The sequence below is a fragment of the Clostridium sp. Marseille-Q7071 genome, assembly GCF_965112025.1.
The window spans coordinates 4,658,316-4,676,392 of record NZ_CBCOPR010000001.1 but is presented as its reverse complement, the minus strand read 5'-3'; the positions used below and the strand labels follow the sequence as shown (position 1 = coordinate 4,676,392).

The window sequence follows — 18,077 nt, the reverse complement described above, 5'->3', positions numbered from 1 at the left end:
ATAGAAAAAATCCACAATCTTTAAGATCGTGGATTTTTTACTTTAACTATAAAATATATTTTTGATTTATGCCATTCTTAAGCTTCTTGATGTAGGAACAAGAAGCTTTTTATAAGTTATGAAATAAGTATTAATAAAGATGTAGAAAACAAGAGCAAATAAAAAATGAAAAGTTAAATAATCAGTATTGATAAGAAACTAGTATAGGAGTAATATACAATTAAAGTAAAAAAGGTAATAGAGTCCATGATACTATTTAAAAATATGAGAGATTTATACAAAGATATAATAAAGATACATAATTAGTTTGCTTTTAGTAGTAATATTATTAATAGTAATCAATTAAAAGGAGATTAGGGGTATAATGAAAATATGTTTAAGAGATGAGAAAGAAGTTATTATAAGAGAAGCTAAAAAGGAAGACGCGCAGTCTATGATAGATTTTTATAATTTGGCAGGAGGAGAAACGGATTTTCTTTCATTTGGCAAAAATGAATTTAAAAGAGATTTGAAAGAATATGAAAGCTATTTAGAATCTACTAGAGGGGAAGATAATTCAATAATATTATTAGCAATAATCGATGAGCAAATAGCATGTATAGCATCAATTAATTCAAATCAGAAAGTTAGGACTAAACATGTGGGAACTTTAGGAATAGTTGTAACAGAGCAGTATTGTGGATTAGGGTTAGGAGTAAAAATGGTAGATTGTCTTATAGAGTGGGCAAAGTTAAATGGTATTACTAAAAAAATATCTCTTCTAACTAGAGAGGATAATACTAGAGCAATAGAACTATATAAAAAGGTTGGATTTGAAACTGAAGGTATATTAAAAAAAGATAATTATATAAATGGAGTTTATTATAATACACTTATGATGAGTTTGATTATTTAGATAGGCAATTTAACTTGCTATATTAAGTAAGATTAAATTTGTAAAGAAATATTTTCCCATGGATAATATTGTTTATCTATGGGGATTTTTTGTTTTTAATGTAGGGTAAAACTAATAAATCTTTATAAATTAAGGATTAATAATTAAGAATAAAAAATTTAGGGTGAAATTCACTGTTAGTGAATTTCCAAAACAGAGTTTTAACTATAAAAAATATAAAGAGCATTTATTATAGAAGAATAAATCTTCATAATATCAACAAGTAAGCTAGGTATTATTTTATTATGGAGCAAGAGGAGTGATGCTATGAGGGTAAAAATCTTAACAATATTGGGAGCAATTATATTGATTTTAACTGCAGTAGGTTTTTACATATTCAACAATGAATCTAAAGCCTTATCGCATAATAAAGCAGAGAGCATTAAAAAATTTGATGAGGTATATAGTAGTGAAATAAATAAGAGTTATGACGGAAGTTACTTAGATAGAATAGTAACTATGGTTGACGTTAAAGAAGAGTTTAATATAAAAATCAATGATATTAATAAGGGTAGTGAGGTAATACTTATTAATTCGTCAAATGGAGAAAAGCAAGATATGATTTATACAGAAAGTAATGAATTTGTTTTAACTACTAAACTTGATGAAGGTGTAAATTATGGGATTCTTATGGATAATAAATTAATTGGTGGCATAAGAGTTGTAAATGGATTAGACAAAGCAGATAAAGAAAAAATATATGAAGAAGTAATGAAAAGTTTACAGTGTGGTATTTAGGTACATTAAAAATAATTAATCAGTATACTAGTTATTTTATTTTAGATGCCTTAGGAGGGAAATTATGAATTATATATTACTATTTTTAGAAGGAATAATAACCTTTATATCTCCTTGTATATTGCCTATGATTCCAATATACGTTTCATATTTTGCTGGAGGAGATATAGATAATAAAAATTATAAAAACAGAGCATTAATAAGTTCAATAGCATTTGTTGCAGGATTTACCTTTGTGTTTACCTTATTAGGTGTAGCAGCGGGAACAGTAGGTGTCATTTTTAATAAATATATGAGGGAAATAAATATAGTATCAGGAACTATTATGGTAATATTTGGACTGAATTATTTAGGGATAATAAATATAGGATTATTGAATAAAAGCTTTAAAATGGATAACCCAACAGGAAATAAAAAATCATCTATTATGTCTGCAATATTATTTGGAATGATCTTTGGAATTGGATGGACACCATGTGTAGGACCATTTCTAGGATCAGCGCTTATGATAGCATCAAATTCCACTAATGTATTTATGGGAGCATCAATGTTATTGACTTACAGTTTAGGTCTTGGAATACCATTTGTATTATCAGCACTTTTAATAGATTCTCTGAAAACTACTTTTGATTTCATAAAGAGAAACTATAAGACAATAAATAGAATATCAGGAGTTTTCCTAATTATTATAGGGATAATGATGATGACTGGCTATCTAAACCTATTACTATCAATATTGACATTTTAAAATATAAAGGGAGTGATAAATTTGAAAAATAATAAAAGATATATATATATAAGTGCTATAATGCTAGTTTTACTTGTAGGGGTTAAATTTGGATATGATTATTTATCAAATAATTACAAAAATAATGGAGCTGGTAATGAAGCTAGTAACAATGTATCAGACGAAAATTCTAGTTTTCAACCAGCAGTAGATTTTACAGTTTATGATAAAGATAATAATAAAGTAAAGTTATCAGAATATAAAGGGAAGAAGGCTGTAGTAGTAAATTTTTGGGCAAGTTGGTGTTCTCCATGTAAGTATGAAATGCCGTATTTTCAAGAAGCAACAAATAAATATAATAATGAGGATTTAGAAATACTAATGATAAATGTTACAGATGGAATGAGAGAAACTAAAGAGTCTGCAGAGGGATTTATGGAAAAAGAAGGATATAATATGAATGTTATGTTTGATATAGATCTTGATGCAGCTAACAAATATCAATTAAATGGTATTCCAAGAAGCATATTTATAGATAAAGAAGGAAATTTAGTGTATGATCATGTAGGAATCATGGATGAAGAAATGCTTAATGAAAATATAAATAAGATAATTAAGTAAGTACCCATGGAGGTATAATTTATGAAAGAAACTATACTTGTTATAGATGATGAAGTTAAGATAATAGAAGTTATAAAATTGTACTTAGAAAATGAGGGATATACTGTAATACAGGCTACAAGTGGGATTGAGGCACTAAAAAAGCAAAGTGAGTTTAATCCTGACTTATTAATATTAGATTTAATGTTACCTGATATATCAGGTGAAAAGGTGTGTGAGCGCATAAGGGAAGAATCTGATGTGCCAATAATTATGTTAACTGCTAAATCAAGTGAAGAGAGTATACTAAATGGATATTCAATTGGAAGTGATGACTATGTAATAAAACCGTTTAGTCCAAAGCAATTAGTAGCGAAGGTTAATGCAGTTTTGAAAAGAGTTAAGGGAAATCAAGGTGAAAACTTAATTTTTAATAATGAATTAATCATAGATATTGTTAATAAGAAAGTAGAATACAATAACAACGAGATTGTATTAACTGCTTCAGAATATAAAATATTATCTATACTAGCTAGAAATCCTAATAGAATATTTTCAAGGGAAGAGCTAATGGATTATATAAGTAGAGATAATATTTGTATTTATGATAGAATAATTGATACTCATATAAAAAATATAAGAGCTAAACTAGATCAAGATAGTAAAAATCCAACCTATATAAAAACTATTCGTGGCATGGGATATAGATTTAATGTTTAATAAATTAAGATATAGAGTAAGTCTTATTTTTATATTATTTTCATTGAGTATCATATTTTTAGTAAATATAGTAAATCATTATTACATTGAAAAGAAGTTTAATGTATATACTAGCGAAAAAATACAACAGTCAAAAATGGAGATTAAAAATAAAATATTAAATGTATACAGTAATAATTCATGGGATAAGAAAGCTATTGAGAACATAGGAGCAGATGCAATAACCGCAGGATTGCTTATAACAGTTAGAGATAAAAATGATAATATTATATGGAATGCAAGAGACTATGATAATATTGTATGTGAGAAGATTCTAAATAAAATTATAGAAAATACTAATAAAGTAAGTCCAGGTATAGATATTAAAAATACATTTGATAAATTTGACATAAAACAAGGTGAAGCTTCAATAGGAAAATTAGAAATTGAGTATATAGGTCCAATTTATTATGAAGATTCAGATGTTATATTTTTGAAAATGCTAGATAGAATATTATTTATACTAGGCCTACTATTTTTTATTATATCTATTATAGTAGGATGGTTATTGTCTTATACTATTAGTAATCCTATCCTAAAGGTAATAGATGCAACAAATCTTATATCTGAAGGGAATTATTCTAGGAGTATAAAAGAAGATTACAGTATATATGAAATTAATAAACTCGTAAAATCAATAAATATGATGGCAGGAGATTTAGATAAGCAAGAAAAAATAAGACAAGAGTTAACGAAAGATATATCACATGAGCTTAGAACTCCTATAACCACTATGCAAGCACAACTTGAGGCAATAATGGATGGTTTATGGGAACCATCCGAGGAAAGATTAAAGAGTATATATGATGAACTTCAGAGATTAAATAGATTAACTGTATCCATAGAGGATTTATCAAGATGTGAGGGTAGTAAAATAAGGTTAAATAAATCAGAAGTAGATTTAAAGACTGTAATAACTACAATTTTAACAAATTTTGAAAAACAGTTATTAGATAAAGATATAAACTTACAAGTAGATATTAAGCCTATTAATATTATGATAGACAAGGATAAAATAAGCCAGGTGATAATTAATATTATCTCAAATGCTATTAAGTATACTCCAAATAAAGGAGATATATTTGTTAGCTGTTTTACTAAATCTGATTATGTATATATATCTATAAAAGATAGTGGAATAGGTATAAGTGATGAAGATAAAGACTATATATTTGAAAGATTTTATAGAACAGATAAGTCAAGGGCCAGAGAAACTGGAGGAGTTGGAATAGGACTTACAATATCAAGAGAAATAGTCAAGGCTCATGGTGGTAGTATAAACGTATATAGTAAATTAGATGAAGGTAGTAACTTTATAATAAAGCTGCCAATAAAATTTTGTGATACATAATATTTGAACTTAATTTTTATATCAATCTAGAAGACACTCTTACTTTTAGCATGAAGGAGTGTCTTTTGATTTTTCAAATATATAGTCCTTGTTGACAATGAAAAAAATTTATTATACAATCAATTTAAAATTTGGTTATGTGAAAAGGAGATTTAAAGAGATGATTTTATTTGCTCTTAACTAAACTATTAAAATTAAATAGTTTGAAATGCTTTTAAAGTTCTACGCTAGAGCTTTATTTAATTATGCATTTTAAGAACAATATCATCTATTAAACTCTTTTATATAAAAATAAAATAACTATATATAAGTTCTAAAATTAATATACGTGAAAATAATTAGTGTCTTTGAAACTAGTGGATTTACAATTGTGGATGTTTCTTAGTAAAATCTGAGAAATTTAAAATTATTTATTTTTAAAGTGATACAATCACTTCTTATAAAGAAGTAGCAATACGTTGCTATTAAAAATTAATTTTTATCATAATTGTGAATTGAAATACTAAGGGTGCAGTTATATTGATCTATACATTAAATTTAGGATAAGTATATCTATATTGTATTTTAAGTTTTATTTGGATATATTAAAAGATTTTTATAAATAAAATCCCCATGGATGATATTGTTCATCTGTGGGGATTTTTTAGTTTTATATTAAAAAAAGGTGGGATACTTTATGGCATTAACAAAAGTTACAGAAAGAATTTATTTTCTTGAAAATGACAAAGAAGCGGATAGACCGTTAATTGGATACATTAAAGGAGATAAGTATTCTTTAATGGTGGACGCAGGAAATTCGAGAAATCATGTTGAAAAATTTAATGACTCTATAGAAGAATCAAACTTAAGATTACCAGATTATGTAGCTATTACTCATTGGCATTGGGATCATACTTATGGAATGAATGCAGTTACGGCAAAAACAATAGCATGCGAAATAACTAATGAAAGATTAAAGGTTATGTCCAAATGGCAATGGACAGAGGAAGCAATGAAGCAACGTCTTTTAACTGGAGAAGATATTGAATTTGCGGATACAAATATCCGTAAAGAATATAAAATTCTTAAAGATATAAAAGTTATACTTGCTGATATAGTTTTTAAGAATGATTTAGAAATAAATTTAGGAGGATTAGTGGTTATTTTAAAAAATGTTATTGCACCTCATTCAGAAGATTCTGTTATAGTTTATGTACCTGAAGAAAAAGTAGTATTTATAGGAGATGCTTACAGTATAGATTTTTATAATAACTACAATTATGATTCAGTTAAATTACAAAGCTTTATAAATATGCTAGAGAGCTTAGAATTTGATACTTGTTTCTTAGGGCACTCATCACCTATAAAAAAGACAGAGATCATTGAATATTTAAAATTACAATATAAGAAAATCTCCACAGGTAATGATTAAATGATGGAGAAGAGATAAGTAAATAATACAGAGAAGATGGAATTTATGTAAGTGATATATAACTAAAGAGAAAATAATATAGTTTGATCATTTGTTATATATATTTATGATTAAAAAGAAGTAATAGTAAAAAAATAGATTTAATTATAAAGGAGGCAAGATATATGAATAGATTTGGCCCAAATCCAAACAGTATTTATCCTAATAAAAATATAAAGAGTATTTGTTATATAAAAAATGTTATAAAGAATCCTAATATTCAAGTTGGAGATTACACTTATTATGATGATATAAATGGAGCAGAAAAATTTGAAGAACATGTAACTCATCATTATGAATTTATAGGTGACAAACTTATTATAGGAAAGTTTTGCGCAATAGCAAAGGGAATAGAATTTGTTATGAATGGTGCAAATCATAGAATGAAATCTATAACCACATATCCTTTTAATATCATGGAAGGAGGTTGGGAAAAAGCAGCGCCTACTCTTGAAGATTTACCTCTAAAAGGTGATACTGTGGTTGGTAATGATGTATGGATTGGACAGAATGTTACAGTAATGCCTGGTGTGCATATTGGAGATGGATCAGTTATTGCTGCTAATTCTGTGGTAACAAAAGATATTCCTCCATATCATATTGCTGGAGGTAACCCTTGTAAAATTATAAAAAAGAGATTTGACGATAAGTTGATTGATTATTTATTAAAATTAAAATGGTGGGATTGGACTGAAGAAAAGATTTTTAAAAATCTCGAAGTGCTTTGCAGCTCAGATTTAGATAAAATTAAGTCTATCAAATAACTTTTAAAGTGAGAATAGTTCCTTACTACGAGAAATTTAAAATAGTAAATATAATTTCACTATTTATATTTACTATTGAAACAAAGGAATGCTATGTTGATGAAAAAACATATAAGCTAATATAGCGTGTATTAATTTAAATATAAAAATTTATTTGAAAGGGTTATAACTATGAATTTTGATGAATTATATGATATTGCAAAAAATACATTAAATCCTAGAGAACTTTCTAAAAACTCTTATGCTGGTTCTGTTGCAGCAGCTATTTTGAGTGAAAGTGGAAAAGTCTATACTGGAGTATGTATAGATACACCTTGTTCTATGGGATTTTGTGCAGAACACGCTGCTATTGCAGCTATGATTACTGCTGGAGAAAATAGAATAACAAAAGTAATTGCAGTATATGAAGATGGAACAATAATTCCACCCTGTGGAAGATGTAGAGAATTTATTTGCCAAATCCATGATGAAAATTATAAATGTGAAGTAATGATAAAGAAAGATGTGGTACTTACTATTAATGATTTGTTACCATCTCGATGGGAATAGAATTAACCTATAATTTAAAAGGAAAAAAGGAGATAATTATTTATGAGAAAACTTATTATTAACACATAGCAAAGGCTATTGTGTTAAAAACATAATCAAGAAAATAGCCTTTGTTTAATCCTAAGTAAGAAAAGTAAATTTAGGAGGAACATAATGTGCTATATTAACGCTCAAGATATATTTCCCCAAGAGATAATTGACCTAATTCAGCAGTATGTGGATGGAAAGTACATATATATTCCTAAAAAAGAAGGCAATAGAAAGAAATGGGGAGAAACAACTAATATAAGAAAAGAAATTGCAATTAGAAATACAGCTATTTATGAGGAATATAATAGGGGGATTTGCAAAGAATCTCTTGCTAGCAAGTATTTCTTATCAGAAAAAAGTATAGAAAGAATTATTTTAGAGGAAAAAAGAAAATAATTAACTTAGGCATCTGAAAGAAAATACTAGACCAAATATGCTAACCATATTGATATATTATTTTTTGAAGATGCCTTAATGAGTCATAAGCTAGCTTATATATAGTTTATGACTCATTTTTGTTTAATAAAAATTTGTAAGGTTGTTTTGGAAAAAGTGCTTAGATAAGATATGGAATAAACTAATTGATTATAGCCCTAAAGTCTAAAAAAGTAGAAAAATAGCGAAAATCATAATCAAAAGAACATATCAATGCATAGTATATATCATAAAAAATATCATTATATAGTTGTGATGATAAAATGAGGTGATATTATGGCGACAGTATCAGGTCGCGTTATATTTGATAGAGATAGAAGTGCTACAATTAATGCAGGAGACTCAGGTATAGCTAATGTACCTGTAGTATTACAAAATACAGCAACAAATGCTAGACTTGTAGTTCTTACAGATGCTAATGGAAATTATTCATTTATAAATGTACCAAATGGTGATTATAGAATTGTACAGTCCTTTGGAACATCTGGAGGCATTCCAACCCCAGGAGATTTCAATAACGCAGTAGTTGGACCTGTTCCAGTAGGGACAAACCCTCCGATAAGCTTTGCAACGAATCCTCCACCGGGTTCAACTAATTTAGATTCTTTAACTCCAGATACACTTTTAGTAACTGTCACAGGAGCAAACTTAACGAATGAAAATTTCCTTGATGGTCCAGTTATATATACACCTATACAAAATATATTAGATCCATGTGTGTCAGTTTCAAATGTAAATCTTATTAATGTTGCTGATAATGGAACATTTGGCTTTTTTCCTCCAGGTACCCCTGCTAATACGGGTGCTCCAGTTGAACCTTACCCAGGTGTAACCCCAGATTTTACCTATGTATTACCGGATCCAACTAAGTTTACACCTATTGGTGGTGAATATACAGTACAAAACATTATGACTAATGCAATGAGTAATGAAATAGGTGCTTGGTGGCGTATTGCAGACCATACTACAGGTAATGAAACAGGAAGAATGATGGTGGTAAATGGTTTTAATCCAGGGGCTATTTTTTTTAGAGATGTAGTTTCAGTACAGCCTAATACAAACTATTTATTTAGTTCTTGGATTTTAAATCTATTTAAAGTAACAGGATATCCAAATCCTGAGCTTGGTGTACGAATACTTGATCAAAACGGTAATGTACTATATAGTGCAACATTGGGAGCTCAGATTCCAGTTAATACAAATGCTCCAGAATGGAAACAAATAGGTACTGTAATCAATTCACAAAATAACACAAGCTTAACGGTAGAATTTTTAAGTGAAGGGCCAGAGGTTATTGGAAATGATTATGCTATAGATGATGTATCATTAAACGAAGTTCAGGTTCCTCTATTTATACCTGTAAAAACTATTAGTACCCCTGTTGCAAATGTTGGGGAAACAGTAACCTATACAGTAACATTAGAAAATACTTGTACTAGTCCTTTAACAAATGTATTTTTTAAAGATAACGTACCAAATGGATTATTATTTGTGGCTGGCAGCGTAACAGTTAATGGAGTATCAGAAGAATCATCAGATCCTAATATTGGATTTACTATACCGGATATTCCAGGAGGTTCTACTGCTACTATAAATTTTGATGCTGTAGTTAATGCTGTTCCAACTCCTAATCCAGCCCTTAATACAGCAACAATAAATTATTCTTATACACCTGTAGAAGGGGGAATAGAAAACAATTTTACTGTGGATTCTAATACTGTACCACTTGAAGTTAGGGCTCCTGTAGTAGCAGATATTTCAGTTATAAAAACAGGAAGTCCAAACCCAGTAATGTCAGGAGAGATTTTGACCTATACAATTGATGTATCAAACCTTGGACCATCAGATGCCCAAAATGTTGTTTTAACGGATGCTATTCCACCTGAAATAACAGGAGCAGAATTCTCAGCAGATGGAGGGGCAACCTTTAGTCCATGGCCAGGGAGTCTTAATATAGGAACACTATTAAATCAGGAAACAAGAACTATTTTAATAAGAGGAACAGTAGCTCCAGTAGCTCCAGGTTTCATAACTAATACTGCAGAGGTAACATCAACAACACCAGATCCTAATCCAAGTAATAACACATCAACATCAGTTATAGAAGTTAACGAATCTACTCAAGAAGCAGATGTTGGAGTTTTTAAATCAGTAGGGCTGAATCCGGTACCTGCAGGAGGGACGGTAGTTTATCCGATTACAGTATCAAATTTTGGACCAGCAGATGCCCAAAATGTTGTTTTAACGGATGCTATTCCACCTGAAATAACAGGAGCAGAATTCTCAACAGATGGAGGATCAACCTTTAATCCATGGCCAGGAAGTCTTGATATAGGAACATTACCAGCTGGTGAAACAATAAATATTTTAATAAGAGGAACAGTGTCACCATCAGCTACAGGAATTATAAGTAATACTGCAGAGGTAAGTTCAACAACACCAGATCCTAATCCAAGCAATAACACATCTACGGTAGATGTGGAAGTTATTGCTCCTGTAGAAGCAGATGTTTCAGTTGTAAAGACAGCAATTCCAAATCCAGTGGCACCAGGAGAAGTGCTAACCTATACAATTGTAGTAGCGAATGCAGGACCATCAGATGCACAAAATGTTGTTTTAACTGATAGTATTCCATCAAGTATTATAGGACCAGAATTCTCAACAAATGGAGGAGGAACCTTTAGTTCATGGCCAGGAAGTCTTAATATAGGAACATTACCAGCTGGTCAAACAAGAACTATTTTAATAAGAGGAACAGTGTCACCATCAGCTACAGGAGTTATAGCCAATACTGCAACTGTAACTTCATCAACACCAGATCCTAATCCAGGCAATAACACATCTACAGTAGATGTGGAAGTTATCCCGGCTGTAGGAGAAGCAGATGTTTCAGTTGTAAAGACAGCAATTCCAAATCCAGTAATGCCAGGAGGAGTGCTAACCTATACACTTGTAGTATCCAACGCAGGACCAAATGCTGCAGAAAATGTTGTTTTAAATGATAATGTTTCATCTAGCATTATAGGACCGGAATTTTCAGTAGATGGAGGAGTAACATTTAATCCATGGACAGGCTCCTTTAATATAGGAACCTTACCAGCTGGAAGTTCTAGAACTATTTTAATAAGGGGAAGAGTAAATTCATCAGCTACAGGATGTATAAATAATACAGCAATTGTAACTTCAACAACACCGGATCCTAATCCACTTAACAATGTATCATCTATATGTATAGAGATAGTGCCTCAAGCAGAAGCAGATGTTTCAGTTGAAAAGACAGCAAGTCCAAATCCAGTAGCGCCAGGAGGAGTGCTAACTTATACAATTATAGTATCAAATGCAGGACCATCAAATGCAGAAAATGTAGTGTTAACTGATAGCATTCCATCTAGTATTACAGGAGCAGAATTTTCAATAAATGGAGGAGTAACATTTAATCCATGGACAGGTTCTCTTAGTTTAGGAACATTACCGGCGGGCGCATCAAGAACTATTTTAATTAGAGGAACAGTATCACAATCAGCTACAGGAACTATAACTAATACAGCAAATGTAACTTCGACAACACCAGATCCTAATCCGTCTAACAACACATCTACAGTAATTACAGAAGTAGCTGCAGTACCAGGAGAAGCAGATGTTTCAGTTGTAAAGACAGCAATTCCAAATCCAGTAGCGCCAGGAGAAGTGCTAACTTATACAATTGTAGTATCGAATGCAGGACCATCAGAAGCAGAAAATGTTCTTTTAATTGATAATGTTTCATCTAGCATTACAGGACCAGAATTTTCGATAGATGGAGGAGTAACGTTTAATCCATGGACAGGCTCCTTTAATATAGGAACCTTACCAGCTGGAAGTTCTAGAACTATTTTAATAAGGGGGACAGTAAGTCCAACAGCTACAGGATGTATAAATAATACAGCAATTGTAACTTCAACAACACCGGATTCTAATCCGCTTAATAATGTATCATCTATATGTATAGAGATAGCGCCTCAAGCAGAAGCAGATGTCTCAGTTGAAAAGACAGCAAGTCCCAATCCAGTAGCGCCAGGAGGAGTGCTAACTTATACAATTATAGTATTAAATGCAGGACCATCAAATGCAGAAAATGTAGTGTTAACTGATAATATTCCACCTAGTATTATAGAACCAGAATTTTCAATAGATGGAGGGGTAACATTTGATCCATGGCCAGGAACTCTTAGTATAGGAACATTACCAGCTGGAACTTCTAGAGTCATTTTAATTAGAGGAACAGTAAGTTTATCTGCTAAAGGATGTATAGTTAATAAAGCAAATGTAACTTCAACAACACCAGATCCTAATCTGCTTAACAACACATCATCTGCATGTGTAGAGGTTTGTAGGCATGCTCATAAATGTGACAAATGTGATAAATGGTTTGAGTGTGATGAATGTGATAAATGTCTTGAATGTAATGAATGTTTTAAATGTAATCAATGCGGAAAAATTAGGAAATGTAGTAAGTGTGGAAAAAACAAAAGTTGTAATTGTATAAGAAATGGTTTTTCGTAAAAAAATGGAAACACAAGATTAAGCATATATTTTTAATAATAGATGAGGATATCAACAAAAGTTGTAGGTGTTTTTAACAAGGATGAAAAGTTTTGCTTCTTAAATAGGACAGTATAAAGGGGCTGTATCAAAATTTATTTTGATACTTTCTGATAAACAAAGAGGAGGTTCGAGTTCGAACTTCCTTTTGTACATAATAATATTATGAAAAACTTTAAAAAGAATGTGATACATATATAGCAAATAGGTTTCCAAGTAAAGATATAGATTATATTTAGTAGTGAACTAGAAAAGTATTGTAGTAGAGATGTAAGTTTTTTACCTACGGTAAGGGGAACTGTATCACAAATGAATGCGATTTTTACTAAGATTGGATGAATGTATGGTGGTAAGGTAAATCTTGGACTCTGCCATAAAACTTATCTATATAATTAATTAAATGAAAGATTGTTTCAAAGCTAAGAAATTAGTTAAGAAACAGTCTTTTTTATTTAATAGTGTAATTTACACTATTAAGTAATGAAAAATAAATACTATAATATTTTCTGTAATCATTTTATGGAATTCCTAGAGTATAGGAGTTACGTCAGGCGTACATGTTGGTTGTATTTTTAAAAATAAATATTTGATCAGGGTTTTTTAATTATTAATCCTTATTATACAGCAGATAACAATTGTAGGTAATGAGTCATAAGCTAACTTTATATAGCTTATGGCTTATTTTTGTTTAATAAAAATTTGTAAGGTTGTTTTGGAAAAAGTACTTAGATAAGATAGAATAGAATGTGTATATCTATAAAATTAAGGAGAAAATAAAAATATGAGTGAAGTTTTATTAATAGATGGAAAAAAATATATTTATAAGTGTAATTACAAAGATGATGCCAAATTAAGAAATAGTTTTAATAGTTTAACAGAAAAAACTTATGGTTTTAATTTTGAACAATGGTACGAGGATGGATATTGGGGAGACAAATATATACCATATTCCTTATTAGATGGAGACAAAGTAGTGTCTAACGTTTCGGTGAGTATTATAGATTTTTTAATTTTAGAAGAGCAAAAGAGATATATACAAATTGGAACTGTTATGACAGATGAAGATTATAGAGGACAAGGATTGTCCAGAGTACTTATGGAGTTAGTATTAAAAGAATGGGAGGATAAATGTGATCTCATTTATCTTTTTGCGAATGACAGCGTTCTTGATTTTTATCCAAAGTTTGGATTTGAAATATGTCATGAATATCAATACTCAATAAACACAACTAAAGAGGATAAGTTAGAAAAGATAAGAAAGATGAGTATAGATAATGATAGTGATAGAGAAATTATTTACAATATGGCTTGTAATACAATATCTTTCTCAAAGGCTTCTATGAAAAATAATACATCTCTTATAATGTTTTATTGCACATATTTTATGAAGGATAACATTTATTATCTTGAGGACTATGATACAGTGGTTATATGCGAGTTTAATGAAGATATTTTATATTTACAAGAAGTGCTTAGTACAAAAGAAGTAGAGTTAGATAATATTATCAATGCAATGATGAATGAGAAAACGAAAAAAGTAGTTTTGGGATTTACTCCAAAGGATATTTCCTCATATGAAAAAACTTTAGTAAATGAAGAAGATACTACTCTTTTTATTAAAATAGGAAAAGATAATCCATTTAAAACAGAAGACTTAATGTTCCCTGTATTGTCTCATGCATAATGATAAATAGAAGAAGTGAGGGGCTTCTATAGGGTTTCTTAATGAAAATTTAACTTATGCATGATTTTAATTTCCATAACAAAAATTCTTTTCTATGAATGAAAAATTAAGAATGAAAGATGAAGAATTATGGTTAAAACTTCACGGTTAAGACCTTTGAAGTTTTTTGAGAATAAAATTTATTTTAAGAAATTTACTAAGGGTGAATTTCATCCTAAATTCTTCATTCTTAATTATTAATCCTTAATTTTTAAGGGATAAAACTGCTTTTATAGAAAATTTATTTTCCAGAGTATATATTAAGTGTTCACATTGTATCCCTATAATAACCTAACACTTGAATCATGAAACCACCATAATACAGAAATGTGTTGTGGTGGTTCCTTATTTATATATGTTTAATTTTAATTACCATATAGTTTAATTACTTCAGAAGCTTTTATTTTAATTTCATTAATAGCTTCAATAGGTTTAATTATTTTTATATCTTTACCATATGTAAAAGCAAATTCAATACCTTGCCAAATATCATCAAAATTTATATCTAAATAAATTTCATTATCTTTTATAACTTCATTACTTATAGTTATAAATTTTCTTTCTTTTATATGATTTATAATAGAAGGATTAACCTTAAAAGTAAAAGTATATTTAGGAATTAAAGATTTAAAATTACTTGTAGATGATTTCCAATGAGTTTCTAGGCTGAAATCACTTGGTCTGTCAAAATGCTCATCTATCAAAAGGGCACTTTCTATAGAGATTACTTTATAGGTTTTGATAACTTCAGCGTTAATTCCAATTAAATACCAAATACCTCTTTTACATACTAATCCTAATGGATTTAAGAGTACTTCTTTTGTTTCATTTATTTTTCTATATACTATTTTTAATATTTTATGGTTCCAAATAGCATTTTGTAATACAGAAAGAATGTCTTTATTTACATTAGTGGGATTTTCACTCCAAGTATGCATATCTATGTAAATATAGTTTTGAATATTTTCAATTTCTTTGATTTGATAAGGAGAGGAATTGCCTAAGAGCTTAAGTATTGTAGAGTCTTTAAGTTTTTGAATTCCCAAGTCTTCTAAAATTTTATCGCCAGTTGGAAGAAATAGAGAATAAATTTCATCATCATTTATTCCATTTAAAGAAGTTTTATAATCTCCTAAAAGTTTTATTCCTCCGTTTGTTCCTCTATCACTAAATATAGGTATTCCAAGGCTACTTAAAGAGTCAATATCTCTATAAATAGTTCTAACAGAGACTTCTAATCTTTGAGCTAATTCATTAGCTGTTAACTTTTTATGTATTTGTAACAACATTAATATAGAAATTAATCTATCTGCTTTCATATTAAATATCTCCTTTTCAATATGACATAAGGTGTCAACTATTATAAGTTACAATGTATTTGATATCAAGTAGAAATTCTGAATATAAAAAATTCTACTGACAAATAATTAATATATTTAAAAGTATAAGAAAGTGAGGGAAAAGATATGAGTAGAAAGATAATACTAAATTTAGCAGTAAGCATTGACGGATATATAGCATCAGAAGATGGTGGATTTGATTGGATAGTTGGAGATGGTGATGATAAATTAGACACTGAAAAGAAGTGGGATTATGATGAGTTTTTAAATGGGGTAGATGTTGTAGTTATGGGGAAAAACTGCTATGACCAAAACTTCCATAATGATTTTAACAATAAAAAAGTATATGTAGCAACATCACAAGAATTGCAAGATCATGACAATATACATTTTATAAATGGTGATATATGCAAAGTAATAGAAGAAGAAAGAGAAAAAGAGGGTAAAAATATATTCTTATTTGGTGGTGGGGGTCTCGTAGATAATTTCATTAAAGCAGATATTATTGATGAGTATGTAATTGGAATAATTCCTACGATATTAGGAAAAGGCAGACCACTATTCCTTGGGAATAATCCTAAGATAGATTTACATTTAGAGCAGTATAGTATGGATAAGGGGATTGCAGTATTAAGATATTCAAAGAGATAAATATACTATTAAAAAATTCACAAAGGAATCAATGAATATAGATTTTTTAATTATAGAATTAATAAGTAATAATTAGTGAATTATAAGTTATGCTTTAATTCCACTAAAAACCTCCACAGAAATGTGGAGGTTTTTTTAAGTATTTTTATTTTTAATAAATTATTAGCTAACATTATTTTAATACTTTATAAAAAATACGTACATTTTTAAATAATATGTTGAAAATGTTCGAATTTAGTGTTATTATAAAGATGAAAAAAAGTTGATGTCTTCGTATATTTCTGGTGATATGGTCCAGATGTCTCTACCAGAACTCCGCAAAGGTTCTGGCTATGAGGATTTATTTATTACTAGAGGATAAGTGGATAATTTAAAGGGGGAAAACAACTATGTCAGACTTTCTTACTGACTTTCTAGCAATCATAGGTGTTGTTCTAAATGGCTTACCACAAGGGTTGTTAGCATTAACATTTGGTTTTGCTTCAATTCCAACAGCATTTGCATTTTTAGTAGGAGCAGCTGGAAATTTACTAACAGGCTCAGTTGCACCTATTTCTTTCCAAGCGGAAACCATAACATATGCAGGAACTGCTGGAAAGGATATGGAAGAAAGACTTTCAATGATATTCTTTGGTGCAGTTATAATGACTTGTATAGGAATATTCGGGTTTTTGAGTAAAATTGTAAATTTTATAGGCCCAACAATTACAACAGGCATGATGGCAGGTGTTGGAATAATGCTTGCAAAGGTATCTATGGATATGCTAAAAAGTGAAAAAGTTGTAAGTATTGTATCAATTGCCACTGCAGTAGCAATATACTTTGGTACAAATGATTTAGTTCTAACTATTACTATTTCAGTGGTTATTTCAAGTATTGTTGGAAATATCATTAATAAGGATATGAGAAATGTTGAAATACCTAAGGAAAAAATAGAAAGACGTAAACTTAGCTTTAATAGTAAAATATTAAGAGGAGCACTTGGAATGGTGTGCTTAAATATTGGATCTAATATAGCTTTTGGACAAATTACTGGAGATATGGCTAATGCAAATGTAAACATTGATCATCTTTCCGTTATCAGCAGCTTAGCTGATATGGGTTCTGCATTATATGGTGGTGCACCAGTTGAATCTATAATTTCAGCAACAGGAAGTGCTCCGCATCCATTAGCAGCTGGTATAATCATGATGTTAATTATGGCTGCCATATTATTTTTAGGGCTGCTTCCAAAGATAGGTAAATATGTACCTTCTCAATCAATTAGTGGTTTCTTATTCGTACTAGGTATTTTAGTAACAGTACCAGGCAATGCAGCTGCTGCCTTAGCAGGAGCAGATAGTTTAGTTGGTGGTGTTACTATGGGGGTAACAGCAATAAGTGATCCATTCTTTGGAATGCTTGCAGGAATTATAACTAGATTTGCTGTAGGATTATTTTAGGGG

The 18,077-nt window shown here is 29.6% G+C and carries 15 protein-coding genes and 1 riboswitch; of the genes, 14 read left to right on the top strand and 1 reads right to left on the bottom strand.

Features of this window, described 5'->3' with window-relative positions; all coding sequences use genetic code 11:
- Positions 1 to 364 precede the first annotated feature (364 nt).
- The 12 genes from ACWPW7_RS22200 (at position 365) to ACWPW7_RS22145 (ending at position 14,602) form a co-directional block, all read left to right on the top strand.
- On the top strand, positions 365 to 895 hold the full coding sequence (locus ACWPW7_RS22200; RefSeq protein WP_454055340.1) for an N-acetyltransferase family protein: 531 nt from the start codon (positions 365 to 367) through the stop codon (positions 893 to 895).
- 306 nt (positions 896 to 1,201) lie between these two features.
- Positions 1,202 to 1,672: a hypothetical protein gene (locus tag ACWPW7_RS22195; RefSeq protein WP_454055339.1), complete on the top strand. Its 471-nt coding sequence runs from the start codon at positions 1,202 to 1,204 to the stop codon at positions 1,670 to 1,672.
- Between the two features lie 64 nt (positions 1,673 to 1,736).
- Positions 1,737 to 2,420 carry a cytochrome c biogenesis CcdA family protein gene (locus tag ACWPW7_RS22190; protein WP_039633033.1) on the top strand — a complete coding sequence of 228 codons (684 nt, stop codon included), beginning with the start codon at positions 1,737 to 1,739 and terminating at the stop codon, positions 2,418 to 2,420.
- Positions 2,421 to 2,441: 21 nt separating this feature from the next.
- Positions 2,442 to 3,020: a TlpA family protein disulfide reductase gene (locus ACWPW7_RS22185; RefSeq protein WP_454055338.1), complete on the top strand. Its 579-nt coding sequence runs from the start codon at positions 2,442 to 2,444 to the stop codon at positions 3,018 to 3,020.
- 21 nt (positions 3,021 to 3,041) lie between these two features.
- On the top strand, positions 3,042 to 3,719 hold the full coding sequence (locus ACWPW7_RS22180; protein ID WP_454055337.1) for a response regulator transcription factor: 678 nt from the start codon (positions 3,042 to 3,044) through the stop codon (positions 3,717 to 3,719).
- A gap of 136 nt (positions 3,720 to 3,855) precedes the next feature.
- Positions 3,856 to 5,109, top strand: coding sequence for a sensor histidine kinase (locus ACWPW7_RS22175; protein WP_454055558.1), 1,254 nt, complete (start codon positions 3,856 to 3,858; stop codon positions 5,107 to 5,109).
- A gap of 676 nt (positions 5,110 to 5,785) precedes the next feature.
- A complete protein-coding gene (locus ACWPW7_RS22170) occupies positions 5,786 to 6,520 on the top strand; it encodes an MBL fold metallo-hydrolase (RefSeq protein WP_454055336.1) in 735 nt (244 codons plus the stop codon).
- Positions 6,521 to 6,684: 164 nt separating this feature from the next.
- Positions 6,685 to 7,323 carry a Vat family streptogramin A O-acetyltransferase gene (locus ACWPW7_RS22165; protein ID WP_454055335.1) on the top strand — a complete coding sequence of 213 codons (639 nt, stop codon included), beginning with the start codon at positions 6,685 to 6,687 and terminating at the stop codon, positions 7,321 to 7,323.
- A 171-nt stretch (positions 7,324 to 7,494) separates the two neighbouring features.
- Positions 7,495 to 7,872 carry a cytidine deaminase family protein gene (locus ACWPW7_RS22160; RefSeq protein WP_291565504.1) on the top strand — a complete coding sequence of 126 codons (378 nt, stop codon included), beginning with the start codon at positions 7,495 to 7,497 and terminating at the stop codon, positions 7,870 to 7,872.
- A gap of 153 nt (positions 7,873 to 8,025) precedes the next feature.
- Entirely contained in the window at positions 8,026 to 8,298 is a 273-nt protein-coding gene (locus tag ACWPW7_RS22155) for a CD3324 family protein (RefSeq protein WP_291565506.1), read from the top strand.
- A 315-nt stretch (positions 8,299 to 8,613) separates the two neighbouring features.
- Positions 8,614 to 12,879 (top strand): SdrD B-like domain-containing protein, encoded by a 4,266-nt coding sequence (locus tag ACWPW7_RS22150; protein WP_454055334.1) that lies wholly within the window; start codon positions 8,614 to 8,616, stop codon positions 12,877 to 12,879.
- Positions 12,880 to 13,699: 820 nt separating this feature from the next.
- Positions 13,700 to 14,602, top strand: coding sequence for a GNAT family N-acetyltransferase (locus ACWPW7_RS22145; RefSeq protein ID WP_454055333.1), 903 nt, complete (start codon positions 13,700 to 13,702; stop codon positions 14,600 to 14,602).
- 404 nt (positions 14,603 to 15,006) lie between these two features.
- Here ACWPW7_RS22145 and ACWPW7_RS22140 read toward each other — a convergent pair whose 3' ends face one another.
- Entirely contained in the window at positions 15,007 to 15,960 is a 954-nt protein-coding gene (locus ACWPW7_RS22140; RefSeq protein WP_454055332.1) for a helix-turn-helix transcriptional regulator, read from the bottom strand.
- 147 nt (positions 15,961 to 16,107) lie between these two features.
- Between ACWPW7_RS22140 and ACWPW7_RS22135 the strand changes: the two genes are divergently transcribed.
- Both ACWPW7_RS22135 and ACWPW7_RS22130 read left to right on the top strand, forming a co-directional pair.
- On the top strand, positions 16,108 to 16,632 hold the full coding sequence (locus ACWPW7_RS22135) for a dihydrofolate reductase family protein (protein ID WP_454055331.1): 525 nt from the start codon (positions 16,108 to 16,110) through the stop codon (positions 16,630 to 16,632).
- A gap of 251 nt (positions 16,633 to 16,883) precedes the next feature.
- A riboswitch (purine riboswitch) is annotated at positions 16,884 to 16,985 on the top strand.
- A 36-nt stretch (positions 16,986 to 17,021) separates the two neighbouring features.
- On the top strand, positions 17,022 to 18,074 hold the full coding sequence (locus ACWPW7_RS22130) for an NCS2 family permease (protein WP_454055330.1): 1,053 nt from the start codon (positions 17,022 to 17,024) through the stop codon (positions 18,072 to 18,074).
- The last annotated feature ends 3 nt before the right edge of the window (positions 18,075 to 18,077 follow it).